The sequence below is a fragment of the Cupriavidus sp. DF5525 genome (assembly GCF_040149425.2).
GTDB classification, from domain to species: domain Bacteria; phylum Pseudomonadota; class Gammaproteobacteria; order Burkholderiales; family Burkholderiaceae; genus Cupriavidus; species Cupriavidus pickettii_A.
Map to the genome: position 1 here is coordinate 1,105,308 of NZ_CP168267.1, position 19,187 is coordinate 1,124,494.

The window sequence follows — 19,187 nt, forward strand, 5'->3', positions numbered from 1 at the left end:
ATGTATGGCCGGCGTACGGCTGCGATGCACAAGGACATTAGTGTGAGCAGCGCGTGGTCGGTGAATAGGTGTAAGGAATCAGATGAACTTTGAACTTTCTTCCGAACTGCGGAAATTGCAGGAAACCACCCGGACATTCATTCATGACGTCATCATTCCCATGGAAGACGACCCGCGTCAGGATTCACATGGCCCTCACGAATCGCTTCGTCGTGAGCTGGTCGATCGTGCACGTGAAGCCGGCCTCCTGACACCCCATGCTTCCATCGAAATGGGTGGAATGGGGCTGTCGCACATGGCAAAGGCGGTGATATTCGAAGAGGCGGGCTATTCGCGCCTAGGTCCGACGGCGCTTAACATTCATGCGCCGGACGAAGGAAATATTCACCTCATGGACGAGGTAGCGTCACCTGCTCAAAAGGAGCGCTGGCTCCGGCCGCAAGTCGCGGGGAAGACGCGTTCCTGCTTTGCGATGACGGAGCCTTCGCCCGGAGCGGGCGCCGATCCCAGCATGCTCGCAACCACCGCCACCAGGGACGGCAAAGGCTATCGGATAAACGGCAAAAAGTGGTTCATCACTGGTGCTGATGGCGCTAACTACGTCATCGTGATGGCGCGCATGGATGACGGAACGGCGACCATGTTCCTGGCAGACATGGACCAGCCGGGTATCACGCTGGAGCGAAACATGAACGCCATGGACAGTTGCTTCACGGGTGGACATGGCGTCCTGAGATTCGACAATCTCTATGTACCCGACGAAGACATTCTCGGCGAGCCTGGCAAGGGCTTTCGCTATGCACAGGTTCGCCTGGCGCCAGCCCGGCTAACGCATTGCATGCGTTGGCTTGGTCAGGCGCGCAGGGCTCACGACGTCGCGGTGGACTATGCCAGCCGGCGCAACGCGTTCGGCCGCCCGCTCGCCGAACATGAAGGCGTCGGCTTCATGCTTGCCGACAACGACATGGATTTACAAACCTCTCGCCTCCACATCTGGCACACGGCTTGGTTACTGGACCAGGGAAATCGCTGCAACTTCGAGTCCAGCAGGGCTAAAGTTGTGTGCTCCGAAGCTCAGTGGCGCGTGGTGGACCGCAGCGTGCAAATTCTTGGAGGCCAGGGTGTCACGGGCGAGAAGGCAGTGATGCGTATCTTCATGGACATGCGAGCGTTCCGAATCTATGACGGTCCCAGCGAAGTCCATCGTTGGAGCATGGCCCGAAAGATTGTGCACGCGGCTGACGTCAACCATCAGGAAGGCAAGTCTGTATGAGCGCGTCTGTTTTCGACCGATTTCGTCTTGATGGCCAGATGGTGCTCGTAACGGGCGCATCGAGCGGATTGGGCCAGCATTTTGGCCGCTTTTTTGCACGCGCGGGTGCGCGAGTCGTACTCGCTGGCAGGCGAACTGAAAAGCTGGCTGCCAGCGTGCAGGAGATTCAGGCCGCCGGCGGGCAAGCGCGTGCACTAACGCTGGATGTAACCCAAGCGAAGAGCGTCTGTGCCGGCTTTGACGAGCTAGTGGCTGAATGGGGCGTGCCAGATGTCATCGTCAACAATGCTGGCGTCACTGTTACCCGCGCCCTTCTCGCTCAGACCGAAGAAGATTGGGACCAGGTCATGACAACCAACCTCAAGGGCGCCTGGCTCGTCGCGACCGAAGCTGCGCGCCGCTTGGTGGCAGCCGGAAAGGAGGGAACTATCGTCAACATTGCCTCTATCCTGGGGGAACGAGTCGCTGGCGGCGTAGCGCCTTATGCGATCAGCAAGGCCGGCATCGTGCAAGCGACCAAGTCGATGGCCTTGGAACTGGCACGTCACGGGATTCGGGTGAATGCCCTACTGCCCGGCTACGTGGTGACGGACCTGAACCGAGAGTTTCTCGAAAGTGAAGCCGGCGAGAAGCTTCGTTCGCGAATCCCGAGCAGGCGCTTCATGCAATTGACAGATTTGGATGGCCCAGTATTGCTGTTGGCCAGTAATGCAGGAAATGCGATGACCGGTGCATGCCTGGCTGTCGATGGAGGACATCTGGTGAGTTCGCTATGAGCCAATCTTCTCAAGCTTCAAATGCAAAAGTCAACGTGATACGGTTGGGTGAATACTTGCGGTGCAATGGACTCACCCACACTGCGGACATTAGCATCCAACCACTGTCCGGTGGGCAGTCTAACCCCACGTTTCGCGTTCATGCTGGCACGCAGTGCTATGTGCTCCGAACGAAGCCGGCCGGCGATACGCTTCCTGGCGCGCATGCGATTGACCGCGAGTACCGGGTGATGGCCGCCCTCCAGGCAACCGATGTCCCCGTACCGCGTGTTCATACTTATTGCGATGACCCCGAAGTCATTGGCACACCCTTCTACGTCATGGATTGGCTTGACGGGCGAGTGCTCGTAGACCAATCGCTACCAGGGATGTCATCGACAGAACGTGCAGACATCTACGCTGAAATGAATCGCGTGATGGCGACACTGCATGCAGTTGACCCGGCCAACGTGGGGCTCTCGGATTACGGTCGAGCCGGCAATTACTTTGCTCGTCAGATTTCTCGCTGGTCTCGCCAAAGCAAAGAGTCCACTTTGCCTATGGGCGATGCAATGCGCAGGTTGATGGATTGGTTGCCTGAGAACGTTCCGCCTGGCGATGAAACGACCCTGGTTCACGGAGACTTTCGGCTCGATAATCTGATATTCCATCCAACGAAGCCAGAGGTACTTGGTGTACTGGATTGGGAGTTGTCCACACTGGGTCACCCCCTGGCAGATTTTGCCTATCACTGCATGAGTTGGCATATCCCCGCGACGTTGTGGCGAGGCATCGGCGGCTTAGATCTGGAAAATTTAGGCATTCCGACTGAAACTTCGTATGTCGAGGCGTACGCGCGGGCTACGGGGCGCAGCCCAGAAGAGCATTGGGACTTCTATATGGCCTACAACCTGTTTCGTATGGCAGCGATTTTGCGCGGGATTGGTCAACGGGCTGCCGATGGTACCGCAGCGGCTGCCGATGCAGTTGACATTTCGCTAAAGGCTGATCCACTTGCAGAAATTGGATGGAACTGCGCCTTAAGGTATGAATCCAATAGGTGATAACTTGGGGCAGAGCAGGAAGGGAGACCTAAAATGAATCGATTGGCCATGTGTTTCCGGCTGACATTTAGCTCGCCCCGCAGCCCCTCGACGTCGGCGCGGCGCGAGGGGTAGTTGCACATGCGCAGTCAGAGCCAATCGTTCCGAGCGCTTTCCAAGGCATTTTCCAAGCTGCAGAAAGAGGTTGGAGCGATTACGACGTTGGTGCATGGGCAAGCCCTGAAACAAGCAAGCAATGGCAATGAAAATTACCTCGCGCACGTTTCAGCCCTCATCAACGAGCTCATCGAAAAGGCAGATGCACGTGGACAGGTCGTATGCTTTGCGTCTGCCGCGGAACTCGGGCTCCCACTCTACCACCACGGAGAGCGCTGCAGACAGGCTGCGGTGCACACGAGATCGGACTCCGTCCTCGTTCTCTACTGGGCAGCAATCCGTCGCATGCACAAGCAGAGGAGCGACGCAGCCAGTACTGGCGATAGGCTATCGGAGAGCGGTCCTGTTGCCTCTTCCGCCACCGACAACCCCCCGGGGAATGAACAAGGCGGGAGTAATCCTTTGTTGTCGGCCACTGACTTGTGTCAACTCTGTACGCATCTTAGCGTCGATAAGCGCTGCGCTACTGGCCATGATGCGTTGCATCCGATCTCGGACAAGTATTTTCTCAGGGTTGGTCAGAGCTTGCTTTCTGAAGCACAGGGATACCAATGCAGGGTCTGCAAAGCGATGTGGACACAGTACAAGCATTCTTCGGACCCTTTTGCGATGTGGGCCGTCAAGACGAGCCAGTAGTACATTGACGCTCCCTGCTTGACGAATCGCTTCGCTCGGGAGACGGGTGGGCGCTGATCCGCGCCGATTCCGCGCCCTCACAATGCAGATACAAGGTGAGCGTCGCTAGAGTCTCACAATGATTACCGTAGGACTTTCAATGCCACAAACTGCCGGCCGATACTTCGAGGATTTCGCCGTCGGAGACACTTACCTGCACGACACCAGGAAAGTTATCAGCAAAGCCGATATTGCCTCCGTCCCTGCCATTCCGGAACAGTTGGAATCGCGGTGCGAGGACGGCTTGCGTGGGCAGCCGCAGGCCATCCACGGCTCTTTCGCAGTGCCTTGGGCATGCGAGGTGGGCATCGGTGTACTGACAAGCGAGACGAGTTTGGGTGAACTGAAGATTTGCGACGTAAGGATATTGCGCGCCTTGTGCTACGCGGACACGTTGAGCGCCGAAAGCGAGGTGCTGGAATTACAGGGTGCGGACGGCCGCAACGATGCCGGGGCCATCGAATTCGAAGTCAGAGTTTATAACCAGCAGCGACAACTGGTGGCCAAGTTCCGATGTACTGCACTGGTCAAGAAGACGGCGACGCGAAATTAGCTTTCATGGAGCGGGGAAGCGACTGGATCGGCCGCACATAAAGCAGCGGCCATAGTACCCGCCTGTAGCGAGTCAGGTCGAACGGGATAGGAGTCCGGCGCTCGCTCGCGACCGCAGCGCTTCGGACTTGCCTGCCCTTCTGCTGGGCCTTCACGGAACGTGCATCGACGGAGATCACATTGACTTCCCCGGATGCCATTGCCGGTGCTTTTGCCTTGTATTGCGGGTCGGTGACCTTCTCAAGCCCTCGCCTGGTGCCGCGCCGGTGACCGCGATGTTCCCTCTCGCGGTCACCGGCGCTGCGGAGCTCAAACGTCGCCGAGACGATTTTTCTGTTCCGGCCTGCCCCGCTGCTGCGTCAGCCACACTTTGCGCCCCCTCTCTACGCCAGCGCCCTGGTAGCCGTGCGAAGGCAGACTGGGACGGCAATCGTTGCCAGCGCCAATTTCTGCAACATGGTGCCATGTCCCCATGGCACCATGGATATTGGAGATAAGCTCGCGTGGCACTGGCCGCGCTGGGATCAGTTGGCTACCCTGACTTTCTCGTTCACCGCCTTGGTCCAGGTCTGGATTTCACTGCGGGTCATATCGTTGATCTGTTCCTGCGTCAGGTCCAGTCTTTCCATCGCGTAGTTGGACATGGCCTCGGCGAACTGCTGTGACTTCGCCGACTTGCGCACAATCTCGCGGATCGTTGCCACCACCGCGGGAGGCGTCTGGTTCGGGATGTAGACCGCGTACCAGGCGGCCATGTTGAAATTCGCTACCCCCTCTTCGCGCAGCGTCGGCAGGCCGGGCAGCGCTGAAAGCCGGCGCTCGCTCGTGACGGCTGCACCGCGAACGCGTCCGCTCTGCCATTGGGCCTTGGCGGAACCCGCGTCGACGAAGATCACGTCGACCTCGCCGGAGGCCAGCGCGGTCATTGCTGAAGCCGTAGCCTTGTAGGGAACAGTCAGCAGCTTGATGCCGGCCGTGGTGTTCAACATCTCGCACGCCATCCGCTGGGTGGTCGACCCGGTGGCACAGGTGTACTTGCCAGGGCTCTTGCGCGCCGCCTCGATAAATTCGCGCGCGGACATGGATCCGGTGCTCGCGCCGAGGTTCATCACTAGCGCCGTCTTAGCAAGCGTCGCCACAGGGGTGTAATCCTTCAGGGGGTCGTACTTTAGGTTCGGAATGATGACCGGGTTCAGCGTCTGCGACGAGCTGCTGGTCACCATCAGCGTGTAGCCATCAGGCGGTGATGACATCAAGGCGCGAACCCCAATGGACAACTCGGCTCCAGGCTTGTTTTCGACGATCACGTTCAGCCCTGCTTCATCCGACATGCTCTTGCCCAACGCACGCGCCAGCATGTCGACCGCACTGGCAGCACCGGTGCCGACGATCATCTTGATTGGCCGGCCTTTGTCGGGGTAGCCTTCCGCCGAAGCCGCTCCGGCTGCACTTGCCAACACCAGCACACAGCCGAGCACGATTTGTCTCGCGCCTGGGCTGCGCCGAACGCCGTGCGACGATGCGAGTGCAATGTCTTGCCGCTTCCTCATGACGGCTGTAGCGAACCTTTCTGGATTCATGATCCTGTCTCCTTTGCTTTGAATATAGTTTTGATGACCTGGACTCGCTGCCCACGCGCGAGTTAACAAACGCGTCCTATTGCTTCCCCAGGAGCTGGACAAGCTCGCCGACATCCGTCATTGCTTCAATCGTCCACAAGCGATTGACGAACTGGTCGACATTCCGATCCGAAATGACACCCTCGGCATTGCGTGCGAACTTGGCGGCGAGCTCTTCGTTAGTCATCGTCGTCCCCGGCTCGGGAGATGGGCTGCCTTTCGGATATCGCCGTTCCGCCACAAAGGTCTTGCCACGAGCACGAACCTCGATGCGCGTTGGGCGGCTGGCCGCGTTGCTGGTCAGCAGTTTTTCGTAGTCGGGATGGACCGCACATTCGATCTTGTCCATCAAGGCCAGCACGGAAGGATCGAATACCACTTCGTGAGACTGCCACGCCTTACCGGGCGGAATCCGGTGGGCGCCAACCGCTAGACCATGCGCGATGCTGAATTGCGCCTGCGTCACATGCTCGATCTTGCGGTTCAGCCACAGCGGTTGCATCACAAATCCCTCGACCCATGCCGTGATCCCTTCTATTTCGGCAGGGCGGATATCGTTGCCTTCCAGAATCTCGGCCAGCGCGTCGAGCGGCGCATGCAAAATCCGGCAGTGAGGATATGGCTTGTAAGCCTGCTCGGACGGGAATCGCCACGCCTGGCCCAACTCATCGGTGATGTGCTCAGGTGCCCAGCGCGAGCTTCCAATCATCCGGCGCCAGCCGCACTCCGGGTCGTCGAGCAACTGCACATCACCGGTATGGCCGAGTTCAGCGAGCCATGCGCCGGTCATTGCAGTCTGCACCAGCGCGCCGGCCACGGCGTATTTCACCGATGCGGTCGGCGTGTGTACCGACCACGACCATTGCGCATTGACCGGCGACATGCTCCCAGTGATCCCGATGGCATTGGCCAGCATCTCGCTCGAGTACCCTTTCACTCTGCCGATCGCCGCGGCGGCGCCGAAAACCGTGCTGGAGAAGCCGTTCACTGGCGGCGGACAAATCTTTCCGTCCTTGATATCGCGAAGGTAGTCCAGCGCCTTGCCGATGCGATTTGAGATCTCATGACCAATCGCAACAGCACAGAGCAGATCTTTGCCGGAACGCCGTTGAGCCTCCGCCTCGGCTAGCGCGCCCGGAATCACATAGGGACTGACATGCCCTGGTGGGAGAATGGCATCGAAGTCCAATGCGTTAGTCAGCTCTCCATTGGCAAATCCGGCGGCAACAGCCGACACGCGCTCGCCAGTCCCGATGATCGTAGCCTGCGCGCCCGGCGTCCCAGCCCCCAGCCTGCGGGCAAGGGCAACACCGATGGTCCCCTTGGAATGGCTGTGACCAGCTAGCGCACAGCCGGCGGCATCAAGCAGCAGGCGCTTGCTCTCCTCGATGACAGGGCCCGGCAGGTCTTCGAAGCGAGTCTCCGAGGCAAAGTTCGCCAGCTTTTCGACAACGGTGGTCATGGTTTCTCCTGAGCCGTGGCACGGCTCCAGTTTGTTCAGAACGAATCAGTCAGGGCATGGAGCGCGACAATCCACTTATCGCTGGCAGGAACAACAGGAAACCCCGGCCGCATAGGCTAGAATGCCTGTTTTCTATAGGGAAAGTCCCGATCCACCGCACTTTTGAAGAATTGTGTAGACTGGCGCCCGAGCAGTCCAATCGCAAATTTCCATCGGACGATCATTTTTCCTTATCGTTGATTGGCCGAGGCGGCGATCCACATGGAATTCAGACAACTGCGCCACTTCGTCGCCCTGGCGGAAGACATGCATTTCGGGCGCGCCGCAGATAGGTTGTGCATCAGCCAGCCCGCCTTGAGCGGGAGCATTGCAAGGTTGGAAGAGCATTTCGGCGTGCGGCTCTTCGACCGCGACAGCAAGAAGGTGCGCATCACGCTCGCCGGCGAACTAATGCTGAAGTCCGCCCGCGAAATGCTGAGCCACGCAGCACGCACAGAGAGCTTCGCGCGATCACTGGCCGAGGGTAAGGCAGGGCGCATCGAAGTCGGGTTCTCGGGGCCGGTGCTGCAAGGCGGTTTGGATCAAGTCATCCTGGACTGTCGCCGCGACCATCCCGAAATAGAGATCGTGATGCGCGAGACAACATCGCAAAGCCAGACCGATCTTGTTCGCTCCGGCAGGCTCGACGCCGGCTTATTGAACTTCCCGGTGCCTCCTACAGGGCTGGAGTACATACAGCTGTTCGAGGACCGCTTCGTCCTGTGCCTGCCGGTAGGCCATCAGTTGACCAGCCGCAAGACGATCGACATCGAGTTGTTGCGTGACGAGTGTTTTGTCATTCCCACCCGCGACCGCGCTCCCAATACGCATGACCAGCTGATCGGCGCGTGCGCCATGGCGGGCTTCTATCCGCATATCTCGTTTGAATCAGAAGGCGCAATGAGCACACTTCATCTCGTCTCGCGCGGGCTGGGCATCGGCTTCGTGCTTGAGTCGCTGGCACACATCCCGCTGCCCGGTGTCGTGTTCGTGCCATTGAGCCAGGTCCTGCCGCGCCGCTACGCGTATTTCGTGTGGGATGCCGAGCGCATGGCCCCCGGCTTGGAAGCCTTGCTGGCTGGCATCCGCCGCTTTGCTTCGTCGCGGCCTGCACCCCGCCGCAAGGGAGCCATTGCCTGATTCCACTTTCCAATTTGCGGACGGGGCGCGCTGCAAGTTGCTAAAGGAGTTACTCAATATTGCATCGTGACTGCGGGAATGGGGCCTCAGTACGAAGCCCAGGGAATTTGCTGGCTAGTATCTCTGCCCGCTAGCTGTGCCACCCCCCGGCTCGCACAGGATCGCCGGCTTTTTTGCACTACGACTTCGGCATAGCTCACTGTCAACGACGAGTGGATACCCGCATAGCGATGAGGATGCGCGGTATGAAGCCACCCATGAGCGGTACCGGCTCTGAAGGGCAGTTAGAATCATCGACCTGCTCTATATTTCGCGAGTAGCCCTTATAGATGCAATTTCCACAGCCGGGTGCCACCCATTTGCATGCCATTCTCGCCACAGGGCATTCGGTCTTTCAAAAATTCTTGCGCCTGCTGACTCGGGACTGAACAATAGCGAACGCATTGATGAAACCCCCTCATCATTGCCGCGGTGGTGTGCCGCCACTGCTATCCGAATCTTCGAGTAGACAACCATGCCCCGCCATAACTTCAACGACCTGCTGGCATTGATCACCGTCGCGAAGGAGCACAGCTTTACGCGCGCGGCAGCCAAACTCGGCGTTACTCAATCGGCGCTGAGCCATACCATTCGCAGCCTCGAAGCCAGGCTTGGCGTTCGGCTGCTGACCCGGACCACGCGCAGCGTGTCCACGACCGACGCGGGCGAATGGCTGATTCGCTCCCTGGGCCCGAAGTTCGAAGAGATTGAAGCGGACCTGTCCGCAGTGGCGGAACTCGGCGAACGGCCAGCTGGCACGATCCGCATCACGGCGGTGGACCATCCGATCGACGCCATCATCTGGCCGCGCCTGGCGAAGGTGCTGCCGCAATACCCCGAGCTGAACGTCGAGCTGACCGTCGACTATGGGCTTACCAATATCGTCGGCGAACGCTACGACATTGGTGTGCGCTTCGGCGACCAGATCGAGAAGGACATGATCGCGGTTCGCATCAGCCCCGATGTGAAAATGGCCATCGTTGGCGCGCCTGCCTACTTCAAGGGCCGCGACAAGCCTGCCACGCCGCGTGACCTGCTGGACCAGCGCTGCATTAACCTGCGGCTTGCAACGAGCGGCGGCCTCTATGCCTGGGAACTGGCAAAGGGCGCGAGGAAACTGCAGGCGCGCGTCGAGGGCCAGCTCGTTTGCAACAGCGTCAACCAGATGCTGAACGCAGCGCTGGATGGATTTGGGCTGACGTTCCTGCCCTATCCGCTGGTCCAGCCGTATGTGGAGGCCGGCCGCCTCGTCCGTGTCATGGACGATTGGTGTCCGACCTTCCCCGGCTATCACGCGTTCTACCCAAGCCGCCGCCAGTCTTCGCGCGCCTTGAAGATTGTCATCGACGCGATCCGATCCCGCCCGGAGAGCGCACGCCGCTAGGCCTGCGCAAGCTGGTCGCGGATCGGCAGCGAGCGGATCCGCTTGCCGGTGGCGGCAAAAATGGCATTGCACAACGCAGGCGCCACTGGCGGCACCGGGGGCTCGCCGACGCCGCCTGGCGGCACGTCGAAATCACCGCCGACCATCCACGTGCGGATGGCGCGCGGGGCCATATGCGAGCGCAGCAGCTCGAAGTCGTGGAAATTGCTTTGCTGCACGCGGCCTTGCTGGAACGAGATTTCGCCAAGCATGGCAAGGCTCACGCCCATCACGCAGCCGCCTTCCACTTGCGATCGGATGCGCTCCGGGTTGACCTGCGGACCACAGTCGATTGCCATATCGACACGCGGGATCGAGAGCTGGCCTTTGGCATCGACGGCGACTTCGACGACGGTCGCCACATACGTGACGAAGCTGTATGCCATGGCGATACCCAGGCCATGGCCTTTCGGCAGCTTGCGGCCCCAGCCCGCCCGCCGCGCAGCTTCCTCGATCACCCGCCGCATGCGGCCAGTGTCGAGTGGATACAGGTCCGGCGATTCGCTGTAGTTCCAGCTGTCAGATAGCGTTGCAGGATCGATCTTCCGCGGCGGCCCGATCAGCTCAAGCAGGTAGTCTTTCGGGTCCCTGCCCGCCTGGTGCGCGAGTTCGGCGACAAAGCTCTGCACGGCAAAGGCGTGCGGAATGTTTGACACCGAGCGGAACCAGCCGATGCGCGTGTGCGCCGGCACATCGGCCGACTCCAGCCGGATCGACGGGATCTGGAACGGGATGTTGATGGCCGTCATCGCCGCCTCAAACGCGGCCTTGCCTTGCGCGCCGACCTTGAACGTGGAGGCGATGGTGGGGGCGGCGGACCGGTGAAGCCATGCTGCAGGCTTGCCGCTGGCATCCAGTAGCGACTCCATGCGCTCGACCGATACCGTGTGATAGTAGTCATGCCGAATGTCATCGTCACGCGTCCATTGCAGCTTGACTGGCGTACCACCCATCGCCTTGGAAACAAGCGCCGCTTCGGAGATGAAGTCTGCCATCGACTTGCGGCCGAACCCCCCGCCCAGCAACGTCAGATGCAACGTCACATCCTTCGCCTCGAGCCCGACATGCATGGCCACGCTTTCCAGGGCGCCCTGCGGCGCCTGCGACGGCGCCCAGATCTCGCATTTGCCATCGACGAAACGCGCCGTGGCCACCGGTGTCTCCATCGACGCGTGGGCAAGATGGGGGATGTAGTACTCGGCCGAAACCTTGCGCTGGCCGTTGGCAGACGATAGCGCTGCCACGGCATCGCCATCGTTGCGCAACGCCTTGCCGGGCTGGCGCGCCGCCGTCTCGAGGGTACGGCGGAACGCGTCTGATTCGTAGCCCGCGTTCGCGCCATCGTCCCATTCGAGCTTGAGCGCGGCGCGCCCCTGCATTGCCGCCCAGGTATTCGTCGCCACCACGGCAACGCCCCCAACGGGGTTGAACAGCGGCGGACCGTCGTAGCGCTTCAGTTCGACCACGCGCAACACGCCGGGTACCTTCATGGCGTCGGTGCTGTCGACCTTGCGCAGCCTGCCGCCGTACACGGGCGGCCGCGCTATGACAGCGTAGACCATGCCGGGGAGCCGTACGTCGATGCCGTAGGTGGCCTTGCCCTGCGCAATATCGCGGCTGTCGGTTGGTACGATTTTGCCCTTGCCGATGTAGCGGAACGCGTCGGGCTGCTTGAGCCGGAGCTGGCTGTGCTGCGGCACCGGCTGCCGCATGGCGGCTTCCGCCAATTCACCATAGCCGAGCCGGCGGCCCGTGGGCAGATGAATGACTTCGTGGTTGCGCGCCTGCACCTCGGCCACCGGCACTTTCCATTGCGCGGCGGCGGCGCCTTCGAGCATCTGGCGCGCCGACGCGCCCACGCGGCTCATCGGCGCCAGGAAATGCCGCATGCTGCGCGAGCCGTCCACATTCTGGCTGCCATAGCGGGCCTCATTCGCATCGGCCTGCACGATCTTCACGCGGCTCCAGTCGGCTTCCATCTCGTCGGCCACCACCATCGGCAGGCTGGTCCGCACGCCGGTGCCCATCTCGGCGCGATGCGCGACGATCGTCACGGTGCCGTCGCGCGCGAGCGACACGAAGACCAGCGGGTTGTCCACCACGCCGCCCGGCATCGAGGCGGCGCCGTACTTCTTCTCCCCTTCAGCGGCATCGGCCTTTGCGATCAGGCCGCCGAACTGGACGGACAACGCAAACGCCGCGCCGGCCTGCAAAAGACGGCGGCGAGCCGGTTGCTCCAACAGCTGAATATCGGTGCGCGTCATGCCTTGGCCCCCGTCTTGTTGCCCTGGAGCCGTGACGATGCCAGCCGCACGGCGGCATTGATGCGAGTATAGGTACCGCATCGGCAGAGATTGCCGCTCATCGCGGCGACGATCTGCGCGTCGGTCGGCTTCGGATTGCTTTTCAGCAGCGCGGTGGCCGTCATGATCTGGCCCGCCTGGCAATAGCCGCACTGCGCCACGCCGAGCTCTACCCACGCGTCCTGCACGGCCTTGCCCACCCGATCCGCATCCATCGTTTCGATCGTGCGCACCGCCTTCCCACCCACCGCGGAAATCGGCGTCACACAGGAGCGCACCGCCTGTCCGTCGACGTGGACGGTACAGGCGCCGCACAGCGCCATGCCACATCCGAATTTCGTGCCCGTGAAGCCCAACGCATCACGGAGCGTCCACAGCAATGGGGTGTCGGGGGACAGGTCGACATCATGAACCTGACCATTGATCTTGAGCGATGTCATCGGCAATTAGTGGCTGGAGTTCGCGGGATGGTAGCGGAAAAGCGCGGCCCGATTAATGTGCCGGTCCTGCATACGCTTATGAATCCTCTTCATGAATGTGCATTACCGGCACGTCGATGGAGCCGGAGTCTGCCATAGGGTGTTCATGAGTGCATTTCATAAAGGCTTTGAGTATTCATGATCTAGTCGGGCGCGCCATTCCTTAGCAAGATGTCGCACCATGGAAAAATCAGTTCTTCATCAAACCAGAGCCACCCCGCGCAATACCAGCCTGGACGCAGTTGCTGCCCGCTCAACCGGTCGCCACCTTTCACCCGCTTCCGCACATCGGACCCCTTCTCCTCGGGCGTACTGGAGCGGCGTCTTCGCAATGACGCTCTGCGTCTTTGCATTGATCGCCTCCGAGTTCATGCCGGTCAGCCTGCTGACCCCAATGGCCGCCGACCTGCACGTCACGGAAGGGATGGCAGGCCAAGGCATCGCCATCTCCGGTGCTTTTGCCGTCGTCACGAGCCTTTTCATCTCTTTCCTTGCCGGCAGCATGAACCGGAAGACCCTGCTGCTTGGCCTCACAGGCGTGATGGCCTTGTCCGGCGCCATCATCGCGTTGGCACCGACGTACCTCGCTTACATGACCGGACGCGCGTTGATCGGTGTGGTCGTGGGCGGGTTTTGGTCGATGTCGGCTGCCACAGCCATGCGGCTGGTGCCGCCCCACCAGGTGGCACGTGCGCTGGCCGTGTTCAATGGCGGCAATGCACTGGCCACGGTCGTTGCCGCGCCGCTGGGCAGCTATCTCGGCGCAGTCGTTGGCTGGCGCGGGGCCTTCTATTGCCTCGTACCCGTTGCCCTGCTCGCGCTCGCATGGCAATGGTTCAGCCTGCCTGCCATGCCAGTTCAATCTCGTCACGCCGGCCAGGGCAATCCGTTCGCACACCTGCGGCGGCCGGTGGTGGCGTTAGGCATGCTCGCGGCAGGCGTGTTTTTCATGGGACAGTTCACGCTGTTCACCTACATCAGGCCATTCCTTGAAACGGTGACGCGAGTCGATGCTGCAGCGCTCTCCCTGATCCTGCTTGTAATGGGCGTGGCGGGATTTATCGGCACCTCTCTGATCGGCACGGTGCTAAGGCGCGGGTTCTACGCCACGCTGATTGCGATCCCTTTGCTGATGGCGGTCATTGTGCTGGCGCTGATCGCTTTCGGCCATCAAGCGGGTGCCGCCATCGCGCTGCTGGCGCTCTGGGGGCTGGTCGCGACGGCCGCGCCCGTCGGCTGGTGGAGTTGGATCACCCGTACGTTTCCCCACCACGCCGAGGTCGGTGGCGGGCTCATGGTTGCCGTCGTCCAGCTCTCGATTGCGATTGGCTCCACAGTTGGCGGCGTGCTGTTTGACACGCTTGGTTATCAAAGCACGCTTGAAGCGAGTGCAGCGATGTTACTCATTGCCGCCGGACTAATTCATCTGACTTTCCGCTCCGAAGCGGCGCAAGCCGCCTGAGCGCTCACTTCACCAGTAAATTCCTGCATGACCATCAAAGCGTTGGCGCCTATGCCTAACGGCAGACGGCTACAACCTGCATACTTTCACGAACATGAAATAACGGTCTTCGCCTGCAAAACAGCATTGTCTGTCAGGGTGCTCGGCTGGCGATTAATTGCATTTTTGAGGTCTTGAAAGGAAGCTCACGAGATCAGATCGTACCGACGCTGTGCCCGAACTCACGACGATCCCGATAACTGGACCAGGTGCCGCTCCAGCGCTGCCTGCGCACGACGAGCGCTATCGGCATCCACGTTATCGCCCAGGACCTGGACTAGCTGCCGCAACTGGCCCGCCGTGAGGCCCACGTTCATGCTGATACGCATGTGGGCCTGCAATTGCGATTCAGCCCCCGGCAAAGCGGAAAGCATACCCACCGTCGCCAGTTCGCGGCTTTGCCAGTCGAGGTTGTCGCGCTCGAAGATATCGCCAAACAAGTGGGTCTTCAGATATTCGTCAATGGCAGGAGCGAACTCAAACAGCGCGCCCCTGACCGGGGCGCCAGACAACTTGGTCTGGTTGGCCGTTCCTGCAATCAGTAACGCATCGCCCTTGGGCACGGCACGGCTCGGGTCTGAGCCGGGCACGTCGTGGACGCCCCGCTGCTTGCGCGCGTCAAGCACCTTCATCAACTCAGCCAGGGCATTGAGGCTGCGCGGGAAACCGGCGTAAGCGTAGAGCTGCACCAGGATTTCCTTTGCCTCATTCACCGTCAAACCCGAGTCAAGACCCCGATTTAATGCCGCGTTCAGCTTTGCGATGTCGCCTGCAGCACCGAATGCAGCAATAGGGATAATGGCTTGCTGCCGCGCCGTGAGCTTTTCCGACGCGCTTGGCACGCGACTTTGGGGAGCATTCAAAGCTGGACCCTCCTGCGCATTAGAGACTACGGGTATCAGCGTAGTGACCATGCCGAAGCCCACGGCGACCGCAAGCACGGAGCCCCTGCCGCTTGTTTTCTTCGGTTTAGCGCGCGTGATATTGCTCATCGGTGACTTTCTCCATCCACGTGACATTTTTCCCATCCACGGTGCCGGTAACGGCCAGGTGCGTCATCGCCGTGGCAGCGGCTGCGCCGTGCCAGTGCTTGACGCCTGGCGGACACCAGACCACGTCGCCGGGACGGATTTCCTGAACAGGTTTGCCCCATTCTTGAGTGAGTCCCACCCCAGACACCACCACCAGGCGCTGCCCGGCTGGATGCGTGTGCCACGCCGAGCGTGCAGCCGGCTCGAACGTCACCAGACTGCCCGAAGCATTGATGTTTTTGTCGGCAGGCCAGACCGGATCAATCCTTGCCCGGCCCGTAAAGTAATCGGCCGGGCCTACCACCGACGCCTGGCTCCCGGCTCGGGCAATTTGCTGGCTCACCGCGTTCGCTTGCGTGGTTATCTGCGGATCCGCGGCGCAAGCTACGGCGGCCTGGCCGGCAGTGACCAGCAGTGTGGCTTTCAGAAGGTTGGGCATTCTTATCTCGAAAAATGACGACCGATACAACTGTATGGGCCAATTGATTGGTTGAGAAGGCTGTAAAATCAGAACACGCTTGTGTATGAGATTCACCAATGTCCAAGGAAAACCTCAACGACTTGCAGGCCTTCGTTGCCGTGGCGCGTGAGCGCAGCTTCACGCGAGCCGCCGCGAAATTGGGATTGTCCCGTTCGGCGCTGAGCCATGCCATGCTGGCTTTGGAAGCTCGCCTGCGTGTGCGATTGCTCACACGCACCACCCGTAGCGTCTCGACGACGGAAGCGGGTCTGCGATTGCTAAACGTACTGGCACCGCGGCTGGATGAGATAGAACAAGAACTGGGCTCGCTCAGTGCCATGCGGGACAAGCCAGCAGGTACGGTCCGCATCACCGCTCATGACCACTCCATCGCGACGGCGCTCTGGCCCCGACTGCAGTCACTGTTGCTGCAATATCCAGACATTGAAATCGAGTTCAGCGTCGACTACGGCTTCACGGACATCGCCGCGCACCGCTTCGACGCTGGCGTCCGTACGGGGAACCGCGTGGACAAAGACATGGTTGCCGTGCGTATTGCGCCGGACTTGCGCATGGCCGTAGCCGCCTCCCCCGATTACCTGGCCGGCAAGATTATTCCAGCCACGCCACACGACCTGACCCAGCATCGGTGTATCAATCTACGTCTTCCAACTCATGGCGGCCTGTATGCCTGGGACTTCGAGCGTGATGGACAGTCACTCAACGTGCGAGTAAGTGGTCAGACAGTGTTTAATAACACCTTTCTGATGTTGCAGGCGGCACTAGACGGCATGGGCTTCGCTTATGTGCCCTTGGACCTGATGGCGCCTCATATCCAGGCTGGAAGGCTCATGCCGGTGCTTGAGGAGTGGTGGCCACTGTTTCCGGGCTATCACCTTTACTACGCCAGCCGCCGTCACCTCTCGCCGGCGCTCGCACTCGTCATTGAAGCGCTGCGTTATCGAGAAGACGAACTCAAGGAGACGGTCGTGTTAGCAGCCAAAGAAAAAGAGCCCAAGCTTTCTGGCCCGGGCCCCGAAGTCCTGGAGGACTTTATTCCCCCGGATGGAGACACTGGTCTGGAATCTCGCCCTGCTCAGAATTTGTGACGCATACTCAAGGACACTCCTGTTTGGCTGGCACCGGGCGTTATGGTGCTGCCAAACCCATTCAGACCCAGGTTCGAGTTGTCCTTGTTATGTACATAGCCAACGGTAAGGAAGGCATCCGTCCGCTTGGAAAGTGCGTAATTGGCCGATGCCACCAGTTCCCACGGGTCTTGGCCGTTGCGCTTGTTGTTGAAGTAGTAACCCGCGCCAGTCAGGGTGAGGGCCTCAGTCGCCTTGTACCGGTAGCCCAACCAAAACAGGTCGTTGCGGCGCGCTCCGCCGATGTCGCCATTGAACCAGCGGTATCCCGCCAGAATCGTCGAATTGCCGAAAGAGAAGTTCGCCGCAGCGGCGATGCGGCGGTCGGCCTGTGCGGAATTCTGACCAGTGTTGCCGCGTGTGCCTTGCTGCTGGTCGTATATGACCGTTGCGCCGAACGGGCCGCTTGCATACTCCACCCCACCACCGAACGCCCGGTCGCTCTTGACGTCGCCGGGCGTCTCGCTGGCGATGGTGCTGCCAGTTGCAGTGGTCACAGTCGTGCCGCGCGCAAAGCTGTAAAATGCGGTCGCGGTGACCGGCCCGAATTTTCCCGTGTATTTGGCCGTGTTGTCATAGCGGCCGACCAGCGTGGAATCGAAACCAAGCGCTGAATAGCGCGCCGCCAGCACCATCGGTTCGTAGTTGATCAGCAGGTCATACAGAGTGTTCTGCTGCCGGCCCAGCGTCAGCCTGCCCCACTGGTGCTCCAGCCCGACGAAGGCTTGCCGGCCAAATAAGCGGCCACCCTGGCTCATCACACCAGTGTCGAGATCGAAGCCGCTCTCCAGCACAAAAAGCCCCTTGAGCCCGCCGCCCAGGTCTTCCGTACCGCGCAATCCCCAGCGCGAACCCGATACATTGCCAGAGCTCATGCGTGTCAGCGTATTGCCGTTCACATTGGCATGATTGAGAAACTCGATGCCGATGTCCGCCACACCGTACAGTGTGACCGAACTCTGCGCGCTGGCAATCGGTGCGGCAAAGGGTGCTGCGACCGCCAGCAATGCGGCGGCGTAATGCTTGTTCATGAATCTCCTCCCTGCTCTATCTGTCGTTGTTATTTCGCTGGCATTGCCGGGAATGCGGCTTCCCTTAGTCAAGTTTGATCTTGGCGTCGTGGATCAGCTTGCGGTAGGTTGCCGAGTCTTTTTCGATCCGCTTTGCCAGCATCTCCGGCGTCCCGCCAACCGGTGTGTAACCCATTTCATCCAACCGGGAGCGCACTTCCGGCATCTGGACGATCTTCTGCAGTTCTGCATTCACCCGGGAGATCGCGCCCGGCGGCGTGCGCGCCGGATAGAGGAAGCCGAACCAGATCCCGATATCGAAATTCGGCACGCCAGCCTCATCCAGCGTAGGCACGTCGCGCAGCACGGGAATGCGGTGCGGCACCGAGACGCCAAGCGCCTTCAGCTTTCCGGACTTGAGGTAGGGCAACGCCGTGACCGGGCTGACGAACATCATGTCGGCCTGCCCACCGAGGACGTCGGTCATCGCCGGTGCGGCACCCTTGTACGGAACATGCAGCAGGTCAATCCCGGTCTGGTGCTTAAAGTACTCCGCCGCCAGGTGATGGGACGAACCGTTGCCGGCGGAGGCAATGGTGAATTTTCCGGGATTTGCCTTGGCCAGTGCAATCAATTCCTTGACGTTGCGGGCGCCGACCTTGTTCGGATTGACCACTAGTACCATCGGCACATTGGCGATCAGGCCGACTGGCACGAAGTCCTTGACCGGATCGTATGGGGTCTTCGCCAATTGGGGGTAGATCGTGAGCGCGTAATCCGAACCGAGCACCAGTGTCTGCCCGTCCGGTGCGCTCTTCGCGCCCGCCTCCGCGCCGGCGAGGCCGCCCGCGCCACCGCGGTTTTCCACCACCACCGGTTGGCCCAGCGCGACGGCAAGCCGCTCGCCGAACAAGCGCGCGGTAATGTCGGCACCGGCGCCAGGCGTCGAGGGGACGATCAGCTTGACCGGCCGGGACGGGGCCCATTCCGCAGCCGCTGCGAACGGGGTCCCCAGCATGCCAGCGATCCCAATACCAAATGGGACGAGAAAAGTCCTG

At 60.7% G+C, this 19,187-nt stretch carries 16 protein-coding genes; 8 read left to right on the forward strand and 8 right to left on the reverse strand.

All coding sequences use genetic code 11. The features are described 5' to 3' along the window. Positions 1 to 82: 82 nt before the first annotated feature. The 4 genes from ABNX08_RS39695 (at position 83) to ABNX08_RS39710 (ending at position 4,476) form a co-directional block, all read left to right on the forward strand. Complete coding sequence (locus ABNX08_RS39695) at positions 83 to 1,273, forward strand: acyl-CoA dehydrogenase family protein (protein ID WP_349607793.1); 1,191 nt, start codon at positions 83 to 85, stop codon at positions 1,271 to 1,273. Continuing rightward, positions 1,270 to 2,049, forward strand: a complete 780-nt coding sequence (locus ABNX08_RS39700) for an SDR family oxidoreductase (RefSeq protein WP_349607791.1) — start codon at positions 1,270 to 1,272, stop codon at positions 2,047 to 2,049. Before ABNX08_RS39695 ends, ABNX08_RS39700 begins: the two co-directional genes overlap by 4 nt. Further along, positions 2,046 to 3,092 (forward strand): phosphotransferase family protein, encoded by a 1,047-nt coding sequence (locus ABNX08_RS39705; RefSeq protein WP_349607789.1) that lies wholly within the window; start codon positions 2,046 to 2,048, stop codon positions 3,090 to 3,092. Before ABNX08_RS39700 ends, ABNX08_RS39705 begins: the two co-directional genes overlap by 4 nt. Before the next feature lie 931 nt (positions 3,093 to 4,023). Beyond that, positions 4,024 to 4,476 carry a hypothetical protein gene (locus tag ABNX08_RS39710; protein WP_349607787.1) on the forward strand — a complete coding sequence of 151 codons (453 nt, stop codon included), beginning with the start codon at positions 4,024 to 4,026 and terminating at the stop codon, positions 4,474 to 4,476. 523 nt (positions 4,477 to 4,999) lie between these two features. Here ABNX08_RS39710 and ABNX08_RS39715 read toward each other — a convergent pair. Further along, complete coding sequence (locus ABNX08_RS39715; protein ID WP_349607785.1) at positions 5,000 to 6,055, reverse strand: tripartite tricarboxylate transporter substrate binding protein; 1,056 nt, start codon at positions 6,053 to 6,055, stop codon at positions 5,000 to 5,002. Positions 6,056 to 6,131: 76 nt separating this feature from the next. Beyond that, positions 6,132 to 7,556, reverse strand: coding sequence for an MmgE/PrpD family protein (locus ABNX08_RS39720; RefSeq protein ID WP_349607783.1), 1,425 nt, complete (start codon positions 7,554 to 7,556; stop codon positions 6,132 to 6,134). 261 nt (positions 7,557 to 7,817) lie between these two features. Here ABNX08_RS39720 and ABNX08_RS39725 point away from each other — a divergent pair, with 261 nt between their 5' ends. Next, positions 7,818 to 8,735 carry a LysR substrate-binding domain-containing protein gene (locus tag ABNX08_RS39725; protein ID WP_349607781.1) on the forward strand — a complete coding sequence of 306 codons (918 nt, stop codon included), beginning with the start codon at positions 7,818 to 7,820 and terminating at the stop codon, positions 8,733 to 8,735. Positions 8,736 to 9,249: 514 nt separating this feature from the next. Continuing rightward, the gene (locus ABNX08_RS39730; RefSeq protein ID WP_349607779.1) at positions 9,250 to 10,158 is read left to right on the forward strand and encodes a LysR family transcriptional regulator; all 909 of its coding nucleotides are present in this window, start codon (positions 9,250 to 9,252) and stop codon (positions 10,156 to 10,158) included. Here ABNX08_RS39730 and ABNX08_RS39735 read toward each other — a convergent pair. After that, the gene (locus tag ABNX08_RS39735; RefSeq protein ID WP_349607777.1) at positions 10,155 to 12,461 is read right to left on the reverse strand and encodes a molybdopterin cofactor-binding domain-containing protein; all 2,307 of its coding nucleotides are present in this window, start codon (positions 12,459 to 12,461) and stop codon (positions 10,155 to 10,157) included. The genes ABNX08_RS39730 and ABNX08_RS39735 overlap by 4 nt on opposite strands. Continuing rightward, complete coding sequence (locus ABNX08_RS39740; protein ID WP_349607775.1) at positions 12,458 to 12,940, reverse strand: (2Fe-2S)-binding protein; 483 nt, start codon at positions 12,938 to 12,940, stop codon at positions 12,458 to 12,460. The genes ABNX08_RS39735 and ABNX08_RS39740 overlap by 4 nt, the downstream gene beginning before the upstream one ends. Before the next feature lie 370 nt (positions 12,941 to 13,310). Between ABNX08_RS39740 and ABNX08_RS39745 the strand changes: the two genes are divergently transcribed. Continuing rightward, the gene (locus ABNX08_RS39745; RefSeq protein WP_349607773.1) at positions 13,311 to 14,441 is read left to right on the forward strand and encodes an MFS transporter; all 1,131 of its coding nucleotides are present in this window, start codon (positions 13,311 to 13,313) and stop codon (positions 14,439 to 14,441) included. Positions 14,442 to 14,662: 221 nt separating this feature from the next. Here the strand turns inward: ABNX08_RS39745 and ABNX08_RS39750 are convergent, their stop codons facing one another. Both ABNX08_RS39750 and ABNX08_RS39755 read right to left on the reverse strand, forming a co-directional pair. After that, the gene (locus ABNX08_RS39750) at positions 14,663 to 15,472 is read right to left on the reverse strand and encodes a carboxymuconolactone decarboxylase family protein (RefSeq protein ID WP_349607771.1); all 810 of its coding nucleotides are present in this window, start codon (positions 15,470 to 15,472) and stop codon (positions 14,663 to 14,665) included. Further along, on the reverse strand, positions 15,450 to 15,950 hold the full coding sequence (locus tag ABNX08_RS39755; protein WP_349607769.1) for a cupin domain-containing protein: 501 nt from the start codon (positions 15,948 to 15,950) through the stop codon (positions 15,450 to 15,452). The genes ABNX08_RS39750 and ABNX08_RS39755 overlap by 23 nt, the downstream gene beginning before the upstream one ends. Before the next feature lie 98 nt (positions 15,951 to 16,048). On the opposite strand from ABNX08_RS39755, the gene ABNX08_RS39760 reads away from it, so the two are divergent. After that, positions 16,049 to 17,080, forward strand: a complete 1,032-nt coding sequence (locus ABNX08_RS39760; RefSeq protein ID WP_349607767.1) for a LysR family transcriptional regulator — start codon at positions 16,049 to 16,051, stop codon at positions 17,078 to 17,080. Here ABNX08_RS39760 and ABNX08_RS39765 read toward each other — a convergent pair. After that, positions 17,068 to 18,150: a porin gene (locus tag ABNX08_RS39765; protein WP_349607765.1), complete on the reverse strand. Its 1,083-nt coding sequence runs from the start codon at positions 18,148 to 18,150 to the stop codon at positions 17,068 to 17,070. The genes ABNX08_RS39760 and ABNX08_RS39765 overlap by 13 nt on opposite strands. A gap of 64 nt (positions 18,151 to 18,214) precedes the next feature. Beyond that, positions 18,215 to 19,042: a tripartite tricarboxylate transporter substrate-binding protein gene (locus tag ABNX08_RS39770; protein WP_349607763.1), complete on the reverse strand. Its 828-nt coding sequence runs from the start codon at positions 19,040 to 19,042 to the stop codon at positions 18,215 to 18,217. Positions 19,043 to 19,187 lie beyond the last annotated feature (145 nt).

Bases quoted from the DNA above. Each gene is read 5' to 3' on its own strand.
- ABNX08_RS39695 (WP_349607793.1), top strand. From the start codon at position 83: ATGAACTTTGAACTTTCTTCCGAACTGCGGAAATTGCAGGAAACCACC.
- ABNX08_RS39700 (WP_349607791.1), top strand. From the start codon at position 1,270: ATGAGCGCGTCTGTTTTCGACCGATTTCGTCTTGATGGCCAGATGGTG.
- ABNX08_RS39705 (WP_349607789.1), top strand. From the start codon at position 2,046: ATGAGCCAATCTTCTCAAGCTTCAAATGCAAAAGTCAACGTGATACGG.
- ABNX08_RS39710 (WP_349607787.1), top strand. From the start codon at position 4,024: ATGCCACAAACTGCCGGCCGATACTTCGAGGATTTCGCCGTCGGAGAC.
- ABNX08_RS39715 (WP_349607785.1), bottom strand. From the start codon at position 6,055: ATGAATCCAGAAAGGTTCGCTACAGCCGTCATGAGGAAGCGGCAAGAC.
- ABNX08_RS39720 (WP_349607783.1), bottom strand. From the start codon at position 7,556: ATGACCACCGTTGTCGAAAAGCTGGCGAACTTTGCCTCGGAGACTCGC.
- ABNX08_RS39725 (WP_349607781.1), top strand. From the start codon at position 7,818: ATGGAATTCAGACAACTGCGCCACTTCGTCGCCCTGGCGGAAGACATG.
- ABNX08_RS39730 (WP_349607779.1), top strand. From the start codon at position 9,250: ATGCCCCGCCATAACTTCAACGACCTGCTGGCATTGATCACCGTCGCG.
- ABNX08_RS39735 (WP_349607777.1), bottom strand. From the start codon at position 12,461: ATGACGCGCACCGATATTCAGCTGTTGGAGCAACCGGCTCGCCGCCGT.
- ABNX08_RS39740 (WP_349607775.1), bottom strand. From the start codon at position 12,940: ATGACATCGCTCAAGATCAATGGTCAGGTTCATGATGTCGACCTGTCC.
- ABNX08_RS39745 (WP_349607773.1), top strand. From the start codon at position 13,311: ATGACGCTCTGCGTCTTTGCATTGATCGCCTCCGAGTTCATGCCGGTC.
- ABNX08_RS39750 (WP_349607771.1), bottom strand. From the start codon at position 15,472: ATGAGCAATATCACGCGCGCTAAACCGAAGAAAACAAGCGGCAGGGGC.
- ABNX08_RS39755 (WP_349607769.1), bottom strand. From the start codon at position 15,950: ATGCCCAACCTTCTGAAAGCCACACTGCTGGTCACTGCCGGCCAGGCC.
- ABNX08_RS39760 (WP_349607767.1), top strand. From the start codon at position 16,049: ATGTCCAAGGAAAACCTCAACGACTTGCAGGCCTTCGTTGCCGTGGCG.
- ABNX08_RS39765 (WP_349607765.1), bottom strand. From the start codon at position 18,150: ATGAACAAGCATTACGCCGCCGCATTGCTGGCGGTCGCAGCACCCTTT.